This window comes from Pseudomonas sp. CMR5c (assembly GCF_003850545.1).
GTDB classification, from domain to species: domain Bacteria; phylum Pseudomonadota; class Gammaproteobacteria; order Pseudomonadales; family Pseudomonadaceae; genus Aquipseudomonas; species Aquipseudomonas piscis.
In genome coordinates this window covers 1,259,776-1,274,611 of sequence record NZ_CP027705.1, presented here as the reverse complement: position 1 = coordinate 1,274,611, position 14,836 = coordinate 1,259,776, and the positions used below count along the sequence as shown (strand labels likewise).

The 14,836-nt window shown below is 63.3% G+C and carries 15 protein-coding genes; 4 read left to right on the top strand and 11 right to left on the bottom strand.

What is annotated here, in order from left to right:
• Position 1: 1 nt before the first annotated feature.
• The 5 genes from C4K40_RS05795 to ppc all read right to left on the bottom strand — a co-directional run bounded on the left by C4K40_RS05795 (position 2) and on the right by ppc (position 5,677).
• Positions 2 to 862 carry a DUF72 domain-containing protein gene (locus C4K40_RS05795; protein WP_164485045.1) on the bottom strand — a complete coding sequence of 287 codons (861 nt, stop codon included), beginning with the start codon at positions 860 to 862 and terminating at the stop codon, positions 2 to 4.
• Positions 859 to 1,158: a hypothetical protein gene (locus tag C4K40_RS05790; protein ID WP_053134421.1), complete on the bottom strand. Its 300-nt coding sequence runs from the start codon at positions 1,156 to 1,158 to the stop codon at positions 859 to 861. The genes C4K40_RS05795 and C4K40_RS05790 overlap by 4 nt, the downstream gene beginning before the upstream one ends.
• Before the next feature lie 187 nt (positions 1,159 to 1,345).
• Positions 1,346 to 2,020 carry a tRNA (adenosine(37)-N6)-threonylcarbamoyltransferase complex dimerization subunit type 1 TsaB gene (tsaB, locus tag C4K40_RS05785; protein WP_022642551.1) on the bottom strand — a complete coding sequence of 225 codons (675 nt, stop codon included), beginning with the start codon at positions 2,018 to 2,020 and terminating at the stop codon, positions 1,346 to 1,348.
• Positions 2,021 to 2,109: 89 nt separating this feature from the next.
• Positions 2,110 to 2,757 carry an adenylate kinase gene (gene adk / locus C4K40_RS05780; protein ID WP_022642550.1) on the bottom strand — a complete coding sequence of 216 codons (648 nt, stop codon included), beginning with the start codon at positions 2,755 to 2,757 and terminating at the stop codon, positions 2,110 to 2,112.
• Between the two features lie 289 nt (positions 2,758 to 3,046).
• Entirely contained in the window at positions 3,047 to 5,677 is a 2,631-nt protein-coding gene (gene ppc / locus C4K40_RS05775) for a phosphoenolpyruvate carboxylase (protein ID WP_031320971.1), read from the bottom strand.
• Positions 5,678 to 5,880: 203 nt separating this feature from the next.
• On the opposite strand from ppc, the gene C4K40_RS05770 reads away from it, so the two are divergent.
• The 3 genes from C4K40_RS05770 (at position 5,881) to C4K40_RS05760 (ending at position 7,743) form a co-directional block, all read left to right on the top strand.
• Entirely contained in the window at positions 5,881 to 6,225 is a 345-nt protein-coding gene (locus C4K40_RS05770) for a hypothetical protein (RefSeq protein WP_022642548.1), read from the top strand.
• A gap of 272 nt (positions 6,226 to 6,497) precedes the next feature.
• A complete protein-coding gene (locus tag C4K40_RS05765) occupies positions 6,498 to 6,911 on the top strand; it encodes a DUF4398 domain-containing protein (protein WP_022642547.1) in 414 nt (137 codons plus the stop codon).
• A gap of 49 nt (positions 6,912 to 6,960) precedes the next feature.
• The gene (locus C4K40_RS05760; RefSeq protein ID WP_022642546.1) at positions 6,961 to 7,743 is read left to right on the top strand and encodes an OmpA family protein; all 783 of its coding nucleotides are present in this window, start codon (positions 6,961 to 6,963) and stop codon (positions 7,741 to 7,743) included.
• Between the two features lie 103 nt (positions 7,744 to 7,846).
• Here C4K40_RS05760 and C4K40_RS05755 read toward each other — a convergent pair whose 3' ends face one another.
• The 6 genes from C4K40_RS05755 to prfB form a co-directional block, all read right to left on the bottom strand.
• Positions 7,847 to 8,173 (bottom strand): hypothetical protein, encoded by a 327-nt coding sequence (locus C4K40_RS05755; protein ID WP_031320969.1) that lies wholly within the window; start codon positions 8,171 to 8,173, stop codon positions 7,847 to 7,849.
• Positions 8,170 to 9,117: an alpha/beta hydrolase gene (locus tag C4K40_RS05750; protein WP_031320967.1), complete on the bottom strand. Its 948-nt coding sequence runs from the start codon at positions 9,115 to 9,117 to the stop codon at positions 8,170 to 8,172. The genes C4K40_RS05755 and C4K40_RS05750 overlap by 4 nt, the downstream gene beginning before the upstream one ends.
• Before the next feature lie 102 nt (positions 9,118 to 9,219).
• Positions 9,220 to 10,497, bottom strand: a complete 1,278-nt coding sequence (locus tag C4K40_RS05745; RefSeq protein WP_053134418.1) for a flavohemoglobin expression-modulating QEGLA motif protein — start codon at positions 10,495 to 10,497, stop codon at positions 9,220 to 9,222.
• Positions 10,498 to 10,631: 134 nt separating this feature from the next.
• Complete coding sequence (locus tag C4K40_RS05740; RefSeq protein WP_022642543.1) at positions 10,632 to 11,348, bottom strand: TetR/AcrR family transcriptional regulator; 717 nt, start codon at positions 11,346 to 11,348, stop codon at positions 10,632 to 10,634.
• Positions 11,349 to 11,453: 105 nt separating this feature from the next.
• On the bottom strand, positions 11,454 to 12,956 hold the full coding sequence (gene lysS, locus C4K40_RS05735) for a lysine--tRNA ligase (RefSeq protein WP_022642542.1): 1,503 nt from the start codon (positions 12,954 to 12,956) through the stop codon (positions 11,454 to 11,456).
• 91 nt (positions 12,957 to 13,047) lie between these two features.
• Positions 13,048 to 14,143, bottom strand: a protein-coding gene (prfB, locus tag C4K40_RS05730; protein ID WP_103324112.1) for a peptide chain release factor 2 whose coding sequence is annotated in 2 segments (ribosomal slippage) — positions 13,048 to 14,070 and positions 14,072 to 14,143 — 1,095 coding nt in all. Because the reading frame shifts where the segments join, the coding sequence is not laid out codon by codon here.
• Positions 14,144 to 14,331: 188 nt separating this feature from the next.
• On the opposite strand from prfB, the gene C4K40_RS05725 reads away from it, so the two are divergent.
• A complete protein-coding gene (locus tag C4K40_RS05725; RefSeq protein ID WP_053134416.1) occupies positions 14,332 to 14,835 on the top strand; it encodes a hypothetical protein in 504 nt (167 codons plus the stop codon).
• Position 14,836 lies beyond the last annotated feature (1 nt).

The window sequence follows — 14,836 nt, the reverse complement described above, 5'->3', positions numbered from 1 at the left end:
CTCAGAGCAAACCAAGCTGCTCCGCGGCGGGCTCCCTGTATAACTCAGGCAAGGCGGGCAAACCAGGCAAACGTTGCATCAGGCACGCATGAAAACGCCGGGCCAGTTCAGCGGCCATGCGGTTGTCGGAGGTGTGCAGGAAAACATAGGGCGTACGCCCCTCTTCGATCCAGCCGGCGACCTTGTCGAGCCAGGGCACCAGGAACGGATCGTTGGCCGCAAGCTCGGGATGGCCGATGAAACGCACCTGGGGAAACTGGGTGAATGCCGCAGGGCGCGGCGGCACCTTGGGTTTCTTCGACTGCGCATGCAGCACCGCTGGCGCCGTCGAAGTGCAGCTGAACAGGGCTCGTGGGTCGAGGCAGATACGCTCCACACCGCGTTCGCGCAGCAAGCGGTTGAGCATCCGCTCGGCATCGCCCTTGGCGAAGAACTCCGGATGCCGGACCTCTACCGCCAGCGGTCGCTGCAGGCCATCGATGAATTCCATCAGTTCGCCCAGGCGCTGTGGCGCGAAGGTGGCCGGCAACTGCAGCCACAACGGCGACACCCGCTCACCCAGGGGGCTGAGCAACTGGATGAAACTCTCGGCAGCCGGCAGTTGTTCGCGCAGGTCGCCGCCATGGCTGATATCGCCCGGGAACTTGGCGGTGAAGCGAAAATGCCCGGGCATGATCTGTGCCCAACGCTCCACCGTGGCTGGCGCGGGCCGGGCATAGAAGGTGGTATTGCCCTCGACGGCGTTGAACACCTGGCAGTACAGGCCGAGGAAATCGTTGGGTCGCGCATCCTCCGGGTACAGGTACTCGCGCCAGGCGTTTTCGCTCCAGGAAGGACAGCCGAGAAAATAGGGCAGCATCAGATGTGCAGGTCGAGCCCCACCACTTCCATATCCCAATCGACGAAACCAGCGGTGGTCAGGTAGCTGGCCAGGGCATTGGCCACGCTTCTTTTCATTGCGCGCTGGAAGATCATGTCCTGGGGACGGGCGGGAAGATTGCTGGTACGGGAGGCTGACTGGGAACGGCCCTGGGTTGCGGGCTCGGGTTGGACATCGACGGCCTCGATATCGTCCAGGGACTCGTCTACCTGCGCCCGGCCTTTGCGAGGCTTGCGCTTGATGGGGTAGGAGTGCGAGGAGATGCCGTCTATACGCATACTGAAAAGCCCGGGGTCGATGATGGCAATTTAGAGGCACCGCTTCGACTTAGCAAATGCCCGAGTGATAACTAGAACACAGAAAAGCCAAAAGGTTTGAATCCGGGCAGGATTCGCGTCAAAAACCGGACGATTGGCGTCAGTCGTGGAGGTTACCCATTCCATCCGCCAATCGGCACGGGATTATTCAACGAGCCTTGGGCGTGGCTACCTTGTCCCGCAGGTAGACCGGCTGGGCATCGTCGGCACGGATCGATTCGCCGCGCTCCCAGGCGAACCGCGCAAGCGCCAGCAGGTCTTCGGCATGGGGCAGCATGCCCGCGTCCTGGCCGCTGAGGTTGAGCGCAATGCGCTCGCCGTAACCCCATCCGGTGCCGGCGCCGAACCAGTCGCCGGTGCTGCCCTCGGGCAACGCGGCAACCTCGGGAGGCAGGACCGCCTCATTACCCACCAGGCGCATCTCGCCGGCGACTTCCCGGTAGCAGCCCCAATAGACTTCATCCATCCGCGCATCGATGGCCGCCGCGACCTGGGTCGCGCCGTGCTCGCGCAGGGCCCGCTGAGCCAGGACCGCCAGGTTGGACACCGGCAGCACCGGGCGGTCCAGGGCAAAGGCCAGGCCCTGCACCACGCCGATCGCGATCCGCACCCCAGTGAAGGCTCCCGGGCCACGACCGAAGGCAATGGCGTCCACCGCCTGCAAGGTAGTCCCGGCGTTGGCCAGCAGCTCCTTGATCATCGGCAACAGCTTCTGCGCATGCAGGCGCGGGATCACCTCGTAATGGCTCGTGACCTTGCCGTCATGCAGCAAAGCAACGGAGCAGGCTTCAGTCGCGGTGTCCAGGGCCAGCAAGGTGCTCATCGGGGGTTCCATAGCATTGAAAAAAGTGGCGCATTATAAACAGCAACAGCCCGCAAGCGGGCCGTTGTGCGATCAAACGATCAGGTTATTCAGCTCAGGGCTTCGAGCACCTTGGCGGTGATCACTTCCACCGAGCCCACGCCAGGGATATGGCTGTACTTCGGCTTGCCCTGGGACGCGGCCAACTGCTGGTAGAACTCAACCAGCGGCTTGGTCTGGGAGTGGTAGACCGACAGGCGATGGCGCACGGTTTCCTCGGTGTCGTCCTTGCGCTGCACCAGGTCTTCACCGGTGATGTCGTCCTTGCCGGCGATCTTCGGCGGGTTGTAGACGGTGTGGTACACACGACCCGAAGCCTCGTGCACGCGACGACCGGCGATGCGCTGGACGATCTCTTCATCGTCGACGGCGATTTCCACCACATGGTCCAGTTCGACGCCAGCCTTCACCAGCGCCTCGGCCTGGGGAATGGTGCGCGGGAAGCCATCGAACAGGAAGCCGTTGGCGCAATCAGGCTGGCTGATGCGTTCCTTGACCAGGTTGATGATCAGGTCATCGGAAACCAGGCCGCCGCTGTCCATCACGCTCTTGGCCTTCAGGCCCAGCTCGGTACCCGCCTTGACCGCAGCACGCAGCATGTCGCCGGTGGAGATCTGTGGAATGCCGAACTTCTCGGTGATGAACTTTGCCTGAGTACCTTTACCGGCCCCGGGAGCTCCCAGCAGAATTACGCGCATCGATGTGCTCCTCAATTTTTTATTTAGAAACGCTCGGATTCGCCTCGTCGGGCCAATCTCAAAAATCAGGTTAAAGCCGCCCAAACGGCCAAAGGCTGATCAAGATACACAGCCGACACAGCGCACACAAGCAGTCGAAAGTCGGAGGAACCCGGCCTTTTCGTGCCCTGTTGGCGAGGTATGACAAGTCGCAACCCCGTAACAAAGTGTCGCCAGATAGATCTGAGCGACACTCAGGATTTGTCTCAATCAGGGCTGCGCCAATTCCGTCCGACGCTCCCCGCCGACCTCAACCCGTATTGCGCAGGCCAGCGGCGATACCCGCCACGGAGACCAGCAACGCCTGTTCCACGGGGCTTCCTTGGGGCGCCTCCTGCTTGCGCGAACGAGCCAGCAGTTCGGCCTGCAACAAGTGCAGCGGGTCGAGATAGGTGTTGCGCAAGCGAATGAACTCCAGGGTCTCGGGACTGTGGGCCAGCAGTTGCGACTGCCCGGTCAGCCCCAGGACCACCGCGCAGGCCTGCGACAATAGGTCGCGTAAGTGCGCACCCAGTGGCAGCAGCTCCGGCTCCACCAGGCGCTCGTCATAAGACCGGGCGATCTCGGCATCGGCCTTGGCCAGGACCATCTCCAGCATGTCGATACGGGTGCGGAAGAACGGCCATTGCTCACGCATCTGCCCCAGCAGCTCGCCCTCGCCCCGGGCCAGCGCCTTGCTCAGCGCCGCCTCCCAGCCCAGCCAGGCCGGCAGCATCAGGCGGGTCTGGGTCCAGCCGAAGATCCACGGGATCGCCCGCAGGCTTTCGATGCCCCCGGCCCGGCGCTTGGCTGGCCGGCTACCCAGGGGCAGGCGCCCCAGTTCCTGCTCCGGGGTGGACTGGCGGAAATACTCGACGAACTGCGGGTTGTCCCTCACCACCGCCCGATAAGCCTGGACCCCGTCGCTGGCCAACTCGTCCATCAGGTGGCGCCAGGCCGGCTCGGGCGGTGGCGGCGGCAGCAGAGTGGCCTCCAGGACCGCCGCCAGGTAGAGATTGAGGTTCTGCTCGGCGATATCCGGCAGGCCGAACTTGAAGCGAATCATCTCGCCCTGCTCGGTAGTACGGAAACGCCCCGCCACCGACCCCGGCGGCTGCGACAGGATCGCCGCGTGAGCCGGACCGCCGCCACGCCCCACGGTGCCGCCACGGCCGTGGAACAACAGCAGTTCCACCTGCTGCTCACGGCAGATATCCACCAGCCGCTCCTGGGCCCGGTACTGGGCCCAGGCCGCAGCCGTGGTGCCGGCGTCCTTGGCCGAGTCGGAGTAACCGATCATCACTTCCTGCGGGCCCTGCAAGCGTGCGCGATAGCCCGGCAGGTGCAGCAGCTTCTCCATCGCCGGGCCGGCGTTGTCCAGGTCCGCCAGGGTTTCGAACAGCGGCACCACGCGCATCGGCCGCAATACCCCGGACTCCTTGAGCAAAAGCTGTACCGCCAGCACGTCGGAGGCGGCGCCAGCCATGGAGATCACATAGGACCCAAGCGACGCTGCCGGGGCCACGGCGATCTCGCGACAAGTAGCCAGCACCTCGGCGGTGTCCGCCGAAGGCTTGAAGTAGCCTGGCAACAGCGGACGCCGGCTGCCCAACTCGCGCATCAGGAAGGTGATGCGGTCTTCCTCGCTCCAGTCCTCATAGCGGCCCAGCCCCAGGTAATCGGTGATCTCGGTCATGGCCGCGGTGTGCCGGGCAGAATCCTGGCGCACGTCCAGCCGTACCAGGAACAGGCCGAAGGTTACCGCCCGGCGCAGGCAATCGAGCAGCGGCCCATCGGCGATCACGCCCATGCCGCACTCGTGCAGCGACTGATAGCACAGTTGCAGCGGCTCCAGCAGCTCGCGGTTGTGCTGCAACACCTCGGGACCGGCCGGCACCGCCGCCCCGAGTGCCGCATGGGCCCAGTTGCGAGTCGCCCGCAAACGCTCGCGCAGTTGCTTGAGCAAGGCCCGATAAGGCTCGGCGCTATCTCCGGCCTTGGCCAGCAAAGCGGCGCTGGCCTGCTGCATGGACAGCTCGGCGGCCAGGTGATCGACGTCCCGCAGGTACAGGTCGGCGGCCATCCAGCGCGCCAGCAACAGTACTTCACGGGTCACTGCAGCCGTGACATTGGGGTTGCCATCGCGGTCACCGCCCATCCATGAGGCGAAGCGGATCGGCGCCGACTCCAGCGGCAGGCGCAGCCCGGTGGCGTCGAACAAAGCCTTGTCGGCCTTGCGCAGGTAGTTGGGAATAGCCTGCCACAGCGAATGCTCGATCACCGCGAACCCCCACTTGGCCTCGTCCACCGGGGTCGGGCGAGTACGGCGGATTTCCTCGGTGTGCCAGGCCTCGGCGATCAGGCGCTGCAAGCGCTCCTGGATCTGCGCGCGCTCGGCGCTGGTCAGGTCGCGGTGGTCCTGGGCGGCCAGTTGCCCGGCGATGGCATCGTATTTCTGGATCAAGGTGCGGCGCGCCACTTCCGTGGGATGCGCGGTCAGTACCAGTTCGATTTCCAGGCGCCCCAACTGTCGGGCCAGGGCATCGGCCGAATGCCCCTCGGCCCGCAGGCGCTCCAGCAACTGCGGCAGGACCCGGGCCTCGAACGGCGCCGGCTGTGCCTCGTCGCGTCGGTGGATCAACTGATACTGCTCGGCGATGTTGGCCAGGTTGAGGAACTGGTTGAAGGCCCGGGCCACCGGCAGCAGTTCATCCTCGGCCAGCGGATCGAGGCTGGCGCTCAGCTCGGCTCCGGTGGAACTGCGGCGATCGGCCTTGGCCGCCTTGCGAATCTGCTCGATCTTGTCGAGAAACCCCTCCCCGTACTGATCGCGGATGGTGTTGCCCAGCAACTCCCCCAGGAGGTGGACGTCTTCGCGCAGGCGCGCATCAATATCGGTCATCGAGGTGTTCTCCAGCAGGCTATGAGGCAGCACGGAAGGCTCAAGAGTGCCGCCTGCATGCGCTCCTTAGCAAGCATGGGACGAACCGGGCACCGACCTTCGGCGATGAAGCTAGTCTCAAGGATAGGCCGCACAACGGCCGCTCACCGGCATCGTCCGGTCAACCCACTGCCCTGCCACGAGCAGGTGTCATCGAGGCCAGCATGAAAATCCGTGAACTCGCGCAACACTGGGAAGAGAACGCCAAGGGTCGCCTGACCCGGACCAGCTACCGGATCCACCTGGACATGGAGGCCGCCGCGCGCCTGGCCGCCCTGTCCGAGATGTACCCCAAGCGCCAGACCGAGGAGCTTTTGGGCGAACTGATCGGCGCCGCCCTGGAGGAGCTCGAGGCGAGCTTCCCCTATGTCCAGGGCCAACATGTGGTGGCCACCGACGAGGAAGGCGATCCACTGTATGAGGACGTCGGCCCTACTCCGCGCTTCCTGGCGCTGTCGCGCCAGCATCTGCACCTGATGTCGAGCCAGGTGGACAAACCCAAGCACTGAATCGCCCTTCCTCCCTCCCCTTTCCCGGCTGCGCAAGCGACCGGGATTACCTCTGCAAGCGGCAAAAGTTCCCGGTTTCCGGGGGTTTTCGGGGCGCCAAATTTTTTTTGGCCAATCGCCAGCTTTCGCTGAACTATTCAAAAACGCCTCAGGTCACACCCATTAGCCATCACTGGAACGGCCGTTTCAAATTTTGCCATCAGCGCTTGTAGTCACTCAGCGTCACGGCGCCAGGACCGGGGTGGATTTTGATGTTTCCCAGGAGTTACCCAATGGAGTTGAAGACCATGAAGATCAGCACTGCCAAATCCTCGTTCACCTCTCTGCGCGGACTGAAACTGGCCGCGCTGGCCCTCGGTAGCAGCATGGTACTGGCCGGTTGTGCCGGGAATCCGCCTTCCGAGCAGTACGCGGTCACCCAATCTGCGGTCAATAGCGCAGTGACCGCGGGCGGCACCGAATTCGCCGCAGTGGAAATGAAGGCTGCACAGGACAAGCTCAAGCAAGCTGAAATCGCCATGCACGACAAGAACTACGACGAGGCTCGGCGCCTGGCTGAACAGGCCGAGTGGGATGCCCGGGTAGCCGAGCGCAAGGCCCAGGCCGCCAAGGCCGAGCAGGCGCTGAAGGACTCCCAGAAAGGCGTTCAGGAACTGCGTCAGGAAGGTATGCGCAGCGTGCAGTAAGCCGCCGCCGATTCCCACGTACTCGTAATCGATTGAAAGGACGAACACTATGCGCAAACAACTGATGATCCCTGCCCTGTTGGCCATGAGCGTAGCCCTGGCGGCCTGCTCCACCCCGCCTAACGCCAACCTGGAAAACGCCCGGACCAACTTCTCGGCCCTGCAAGCCAACCCGCAGGCCAGCAAGCTCGCCGCCCTGGAAACCAAGGACGCCTCCGACTGGATGAACAAGGCCGACCAGGCCTACCTGGACAAGGAGAACGAGAAAAAAGTCGACCAGTTGGCCTACCTGACCAACCAGCGGGTTGAAGTAGCCAAGGAAACCATCGCCCTGCGTACCGCCGAGATCAAGCTCAAGGACGCCGGCGACCAGCGTGCCCGCGCCATCCTCGATGCCCGCGATGCACAGATCAAGCAACTGCAGGCCAGCCTCAACGCCAAGCAGACCGATCGCGGTACCCTGGTGACCTTCGGCGATGTGTTGTTCGCCCTCAACAAGTCCGACCTCAAGCCCGCCGGCCTGGCCAACATCAACAAGCTGGCGCAGTTCCTCCAGCAGAACCCGGACCGCAAGGTGATCGTCGAGGGCTATACCGACAGCACCGGTCGCGATGCCTACAACCAGTCGCTGTCCGAGCGCCGTGCCGGCTCGGTACAGATGGCGCTGATCCGCATGGGTATCGACCCGGCGCGCATCGTCTCCCAGGGTTATGGCAAGGAATACCCGGTAGCCGATAACGGCAGCGTTTCCGGCCGAGCCATGAACCGCCGCGTGGAAGTGACCATTTCCAACGACAACCAGCCAGTGGCTCCTCGCTCCACGATCCGCTGATGCCGGTCCCCGGCCTTGACCGGCCGGGAAAACAAAACGCCGCGGACCCAGGTCCGCGGCGTTTTTTCATGCCTGGCTGAAACAGCCCCGAAGCCTGGGGAACCTACTGCACCAGTTGCGGGGTTTCCTGGCCCATGCAGCGCACCGCCTGCTTCTTGTTGTCGACCAGCACCCCGGTCAGGCCCTTCTGCTCGGTATCGAACAGCACCAGCACGCCATCGACGCACTGGGCCACCTGGGCTGCCGGCTTGAGGGAGATCTTGTAGTCCTCCCCGGGAATGGTCTTGAGCATGGTGAAGTCGTTGAGCAGCAACGCATCCTCCGGCTTGGCGAAATGCAGGTAGCCGTAGTACCACAGGCAGGCCACGGTACCGATGATGCTGCAGATACCGGTGATGATCATTGGCAGGACGTTACGTTCTTCACTCATTGCGGACTCTCTGGAGGTTCAACTGCTGAATTGGGGGTCGTCGGGTAGTTGGGGATTTCCCCCAGGCGGCGCAACCCGTCGAAATGCTGTGGGTCGTCGAGGTAGCGCAGCATCACGCTGCGCCAGGTCGGATCGGCGAAGGTCTGCACATGGTCGCCGCGGGTCAGTTGCAGGACCCGCGGCGGCGGCGCAGCTTGATACAGGCGGATGCCATTGGACAAGGGGACGAGCTGGTCGTCGAGGCTGTGGTAGATCAGCTTCGGCACCCCGGTCAGGCGCGCCATGGAATGGATCGCGCTGTCGCCATCCGGCACCAGCCAGGACAGCGGCACCTGCAAGGGCCAGGTCAGCCAGGAAGTGCTCAGGGCGTAGCGCCCGACATCGCGATAACTGGCCGGCACGCCATCGAAAACGATGGCCTTGAGCCGGGCCTGGCGTTCGGGATGCTCCACCAGGTAGTGGATGGCCAGGGCACCGCCCAGGCTCTGGCCGAGGACCACCAGTGGCTTGCCCTGGACCTCGGGGGCCTGGTCCAGCCAGGCGAAGGCGCTGTCCAGATCCTGGTAGATCGCCGGCAGGGACGGTTCGCCCTCGGACAAGCCGTAGCCGCGATAGTCCAGCAACAACACCTGGTAGCCCTGCTCCGGTAGCCACCAGCTGCCGCCCAGGTGCCAGGCCAGGTTGCCGCCATTGCCATGCAGGTGCAGCACCGTCCCCTTGACCGGCACCCCGGCCTTGGCCGGCAGCCACCAGGCATGGAGCTTGAGACCATCGGCGGTGGTCAGGGTGACGTCACGGTATTCGAGCTTGGCCCGCTCCGGGGTGAAGGGCAGGCCCGGCTCGGGATAGAACAGCAGCGAACTGCAACCGTGCAGGCCCAGCAACAGGGCAAGAACCGCGCAACACTTGAGTAGCCTGCTCACCCGCGATACCCCGCACGGCATTGCGCCGGGGCGTGGTCCGCATTCGATGGCCGCGCCTGCTGAAGCAGCCCGTGGCGGCTACGGATATCTTTGGATACGTCCATGTGCGCCCCCCGGCTGCAGTCAAAGGATGTTGGAGTAGTCGGCCTCGATCCGGTCCAGGCTCAGGTGGTTGAGGAAGTTGGAGAAGCACATCCATGCCGACAGGGCGTTCATGTCGCGGAACTGGTCGGGCAGGTACTTGGGCGCCACCACCATCCCTTCGTCCACCAGTTGGCGCAGGGTACGCATGTCTTCCAGGGTGGTCTTGCCGCAGAACAGCAGCGGCACCTGCTCCAGCTTGCCCTTGCGCACGGCGAGCTGAATGTAGTTGTAAACCATGATGAAGCCCTTGAGGTAGGACAAGTCCTTGGTAAAAGGCAGCCCCGTGGGCACCGAACCACGGAACACCCGGCTGGCGTTGCCATAGCTCTCGGCCATCTCGAAACCCTGTTCGCGAAAGAACTCGAACACCTGCAGGAAATCCGCCCCCTCCTCCACCATGTGGATGGCCCGGGTCCGGTTGGTCAGCTTGCGCAGGCGGCTGGGGTAGGAGGCGAAGGTGATGATCTCCATGAGGATCGCCAGGCCTTCCTGGGTCACCGTCGACGAGGGTGGGCCCTTGGCCAGGAAGGTGCAGATCGGCTGGTTCAAGCCGTTCAGGGTGGTGCCTACATGCACCAGCCCTTCGTGGACTTCCAGGGCCCTTACATCACGGTCGTTGAACATCGCATCGCTGCGGATCTTGATGTAGTCGGCACCCGCCGCCGCATCGGCGACGATACCGTCGGACTCGAAGACCCGGATGGTCTCCTCGGCCTCGCCGAAGACCTTGTTCAGCCGGCCCTGCAGCAGGCTCACCGCATCCTTGGCGCTCAGGGTCTTGGGCTCGTCCTTGAGGTCGCCACGACCGTCGATGTTGTTCAGGTAGTCGGACATCATCAGGCCGAGGTCCGCCAGGGTCGGGTCGCCGGCATGGAAGGCATCCGAAGCGGCGCCGTACAGCTCCTGGGAAATCAGGCCGAAGTCGCCGGTGCCGCGGGCCTCGAGCATGCGCACCACCATGCGGTATTCCTTGCACATGCGGCGCATGATCTGCCCCACCGGGTTGAACTGGCCCAGCTGGCGAGTGATGTCGCGCTCGATGTTCTGGAATTCCAGCTTCACCGCGCCGGAGTCGAAGGACAGCGGGCGACCTTCGTAGTAGGCGCGGTCTACCGCCGGCATTTCCTTGCCCTTGGCCTTGAGAAAACCCTTGCGGATGCTCTCGTCCCACTTCACCGCATCCAGCACGCGGATCGGTGTCTGCGCCAGCACTATGCGATCGGACAAGGTGCGTATCGTCTGCTGGTAATCGTCCACCGGAAATTCCCTCTGTTGAATCGCTCGAACCTGTTACTGGGCGGCCCGCTGGACGCGTACCGCTGCGACGAAGAGCTCGTCGCTCCTGAATTGACCTGGTGCTCGGTTGATCCGTTCCCGGCCGGGCCGCTACCTCATACGGAGGCCAGCACCAGGTGCATGTAGCGGGTCAGGATGCCGAGCATTTCCTCGTCGGCCAGAGGCTCGGCATCGTTGAGCAGGCCCTGATACTCCATTCGGCCGATTATAGACGTCAACACCTTGGCATCTTGCTGTGGCTCCCGCGATCCCAGGACCTGGAAGAACTGGCAAGTACCCTGCAGCAGGATCTGCTGGTGCGAGCGCACCAACTGCGCCAGGCGCGGATTGAGCAGCGCCTCCTGGCGGAACGCCTGCTCGGCCATCAGGTGCTCGCGCCGGGTGCTGAGCTGGCGCTGCACGTAGTCGGCGGTCATCCGCGCGATATCGTCAGCCAGTTGCGAACGACACGCCGGGCTGCCGTCGCCATAGGCGACCATTTCCCGCAGCAGCCCTTCATTGTTGGTCCACAGCTTGGCCATGAACGCCGCGCTGCGTTCGACATATTGGGCGAAGGTATCGGTGAGCAGGTCATCGATATCCTTGAAATAGTAGGTGGTGGCCGATAACGGCACACCGGCCTCGGCGGCTACCGCGCGATGGCGCACGGCCCGCACGCCATCACGTACGACGATGCGCATGGCGGCATCGAGAATCTCCTGTCGGCGCTGTTCACTGCCCTGGCGACTGGCCTTGCGGCCCTGGTACTGAACGCTTTCAGCCACCGCGGTGGCGATGCCAGCTGCACCCTCTTGAGCAATTGCGCGGTTCACGACAGGTATTCCTCTTATCAGTCACACGGAATCAGAAGCGGTACGTCAGTTCCACCCAGACAATAAAAAGCCGCCTGGTGAAGGCGGCTTCTCATTCACGACATGTCAGGCCTGTGGCCGCATGTGCGGGAACAGGATCACGTCGCGGATCGACGGCGAGTTGGTCAGCAGCATCACCAGGCGGTCGATGCCGATGCCTTCACCGGCGGTCGGCGGCATGCCGTATTCCAGGGCCCGCACGAAGTCGGCGTCGTAGTGCATGGCTTCGTCGTCACCGGCGTCCTTCTCGGCCACCTGGGCCAGGAAGCGCTCTGCCTGGTCCTCGGCATCGTTGAGCTCGGAATAGGCGTTGGCGATCTCGCGACCACCGATGAACAGCTCGAAGCGGTCGGTCACGGCCGGGTTGTCGTCGTTGCGACGGGCCAGTGGCGAAACTTCGAACGGGTACTCGGTGATGAAGTGCGGCTGCTCCAGCTTGTGCTCCACCAACTCCTCGAAAATCATCACCTGCAGCTTGCCCAGGCCTTCATGGCCCAGCACCTTGGCGCCAGCCTTCTTGGCGATCTCGCGGGCGCGGTCGACGTCCTGCAGGTCGGCGGCGGTCAGCTCCGGGTTGTACTTGAGGATCGAGTCGAACACCGACAGGCGCACGAACGGCTCGCCGAAGTGGAACACCTTGTCGCCGTACGGCACGTCGGTGCTGCCCAGGACCAACTGCGCCAACTCGCGGAACAGTTCCTCGGTGAGGTCCATGTTGTCGTTGTAGTCGGCGTAGGCCTGGTAGAACTCAAGCATGGTGAATTCAGGGTTGTGACGAGTCGAGACGCCTTCGTTACGGAAGTTGCGGTTGATCTCGAACACTTTCTCAAACCCGCCGACAACCAGGCGCTTGAGGTACAGCTCCGGCGCGATACGCAGGAACATGGCCATGTCCAGGGCGTTGTGGTGGGTTTCGAACGGCTTGGCCGCCGCGCCGCCAGGGATGGTCTGCAGCATCGGCGTCTCGACTTCGAGGAAGTCGCGCTTGGCCAGGAAGCTACGAATGTGGGCGATGACCTGGGAGCGCACGCGGAAGGTGTGGCGGGTTTCCTCGTTGACCATCAGGTCGACGTAGCGCTGGCGGTAGCGCTGCTCGGTGTCGGTCAGGCCATGGTGCTTGTCCGGCAGCGGGCGCAGCGACTTGGTCAGCAGGCGCACGTTGGTCATCTCGACGTACAGGTCGCCCTTGCCGGAACGGGCCAGGGTGCCTTCGGCGCTGATGATGTCGCCCAGGTCCCAGGTCTTCACCGCGGCCAGGGTTTCTTCCGCCAGGGTCTTGCGGTTGACGTAGACCTGGATGCGGCCGGTCATGTCCTGGATCACCATGAACGAGCCACGGTTGAGCATGATGCGACCTGCCACCTTGACCGGGATCGCCGCTGCTTCCAGCTCTTCCTTGGTCTTGTCCGCGTACTGTTTCTGCAGATCGTTGCAGTAGCTGTCGCGACGGAAGTCGTTGGGGAAGGCATTGCCTTTGGCACGCTCTGCGGCAAGTTTTTCCTTGCGCAGGGCGATCAGGGCGTTTTCTTCCTGTTGCAGGTCTTGCGCTTCGGTCTTGAGGTCGCTCATGTCGTCATTCTTTCCATCAGGTGTTCATTGCCCCTGTCGGGCAGGGCACGCGATACCGGCAATGGCCGGTATCGCGGCGGTGGTGTGCGGTTTACAGCCCCTGCTTGAGGCTCGCTTCCAGGTATTGGTCGAGGTCGCCGTCCAGGACCTTCTGGCAGTCGCTGCGCTCAACGCCGGTGCGCAGGTCCTTGATGCGCGAGTCATCCAGTACGTAGGAACGGATCTGGTGGCCCCAGCCGATGTCCGACTTGGTGTCTTCCAAGGCCTGCGAGGCGGCGTTGCGCTTCTGCATTTCCTGCTCGTACAACTTGGCCCGCAGCATCTTCATGGCGGTGTCCTTGTTGGCGTGCTGGGAACGTTCGTTCTGGCAGCTGACCACGGTGTTGGTCGGCACGTGGGTGATCCGCACCGCCGAGTCGGTGGTGTTCACGTGCTGGCCGCCGGCGCCGGAGGAGCGATAGGTATCGATGCGCAGGTCGGACGGGTTGATCTCGATCTCGACCTTGTCGTCGATCTCGGGCGAGACGAATACCGCCGAGAACGAAGTATGGCGACGGGCGCCGGAGTCGAACGGGCTCTTGCGCACCAGGCGGTGCACGCCGATCTCGGTACGCAGCCAGCCGAAGGCGTACTCGCCCTTGATGTGCACGGTGGCGCCCTTGATGCCGGCGACGTCACCCTCGGACAGTTCCATGATGGTGGCGTCGAAACCGCGCTTGTCGGCCCAGCGCAGATACATGCGCAGCAGGATGTTGGCCCAGTCCTGGGCCTCGGTGCCACCGGAGCCGGCCTGGATGTCCAGGTAGGCGTTGTTCATGTCCATCTCGCCACTGAACATGCGACGGAACTCAAGCTGGGCCAGGGCTTCTTCCAGGCCCTGCAGCTCGGTCTCGACGTCGCTAACGGCGCCTTCGTCATTCTCTTCGACGGCCATGTCGAGCAAGTCCTTGCAGTCCGCGAGGCCACCGGACAGCTTGTCCAGGGTCTCCACGACCTGTGCCAGCATGGAGCGCTCGCGCCCCAGTGCCTGGGCGTACTCGGGCTTGTTCCAGACGTTGGGGTCTTCCAGCTCGCGGTTGACTTCGATCAGGCGGTCATGCTTTTGATCGTAGTCAAAGATACCCCCGAATGGACTGGGAACGCTCGGTCAGGTCCTTGATGGTATTCAGGATCGGGTTGATTTCCATGGATGGCAGCACTCGTTGGCGAACTTTTGAAAGCCGGCGATTATAACGGAATCACCGAATGGCGGCAGCCCGCTTGGCGGCTTTAACAACGAATAGCCACGCCAACCGGCATATCGGGAGCTCTATAATCCTGGCTCAGGCTTCATTCCCTGTTTCCCACTACCAGCAGAAACCGCCAGCGCCCCTCCATGGAAAGAACCCTCACTGATTCAGAGATCCGCCATATCCTCGCCCGGGAAAGGCGCAACCTGAGGGGCTCACGGGCAGTGGTGTACTTCATCCTCAGCCTGTTCGCCGCCATACCGCTGCTGGGCCTCGGCTTGTTCATCCACCCGCTGCTGGCCTGGACCCTGGCCGTGCCTTTGGCGGTATTTCTCTGGTGGTGGATCTACTACCGCACCCGCGCCATGGAAAACACCGTGGGCACGCAAACCCTATGGCTGCAGGCGCAGTTCAGCGCCACCTGGGTCAACGCCCACAGAAACAGCCACTGGCGCTACGCCTTCGGTGACTATCCTATCGCCGCCAGCAACCTGATCGACAATCTGTTCAGCGCTGGAAAACTCAACACCCATGCCCAGTACAGAGTCGAAGCCGTGCTGCTGACCTGCTCGCAAACCTCGAGCCACTGCTATTACCTGTTCCCCGATACCTTTATCGAAGTACCCAGGGACCAACAGCCCGGCAACTGAA

Excerpts from the sequence above, each read along its gene's own strand:
- C4K40_RS05790 (WP_053134421.1), bottom strand. The coding sequence starts at position 1,158 with ATGCGTATAGACGGCATCTCCTCGCACTCCTACCCCATCAAGCGCAAG.
- tsaB (WP_022642551.1), bottom strand. The coding sequence starts at position 2,020 with ATGAGCACCTTGCTGGCCCTGGACACCGCGACTGAAGCCTGCTCCGTT.
- adk (WP_022642550.1), bottom strand. The coding sequence starts at position 2,757 with ATGCGCGTAATTCTGCTGGGAGCTCCCGGGGCCGGTAAAGGTACTCAG.
- ppc (WP_031320971.1), bottom strand. The coding sequence starts at position 5,677 with ATGACCGATATTGATGCGCGCCTGCGCGAAGACGTCCACCTCCTGGGG.
- C4K40_RS05770 (WP_022642548.1), top strand. The coding sequence starts at position 5,881 with ATGAAAATCCGTGAACTCGCGCAACACTGGGAAGAGAACGCCAAGGGT.
- C4K40_RS05765 (WP_022642547.1), top strand. The coding sequence starts at position 6,498 with ATGGAGTTGAAGACCATGAAGATCAGCACTGCCAAATCCTCGTTCACC.
- C4K40_RS05760 (WP_022642546.1), top strand. The coding sequence starts at position 6,961 with ATGCGCAAACAACTGATGATCCCTGCCCTGTTGGCCATGAGCGTAGCC.
- C4K40_RS05755 (WP_031320969.1), bottom strand. The coding sequence starts at position 8,173 with ATGAGTGAAGAACGTAACGTCCTGCCAATGATCATCACCGGTATCTGC.
- C4K40_RS05750 (WP_031320967.1), bottom strand. The coding sequence starts at position 9,117 with ATGCCGTGCGGGGTATCGCGGGTGAGCAGGCTACTCAAGTGTTGCGCG.
- lysS (WP_022642542.1), bottom strand. The coding sequence starts at position 12,956 with ATGAGCGACCTCAAGACCGAAGCGCAAGACCTGCAACAGGAAGAAAAC.
- C4K40_RS05725 (WP_053134416.1), top strand. The coding sequence starts at position 14,332 with ATGGAAAGAACCCTCACTGATTCAGAGATCCGCCATATCCTCGCCCGG.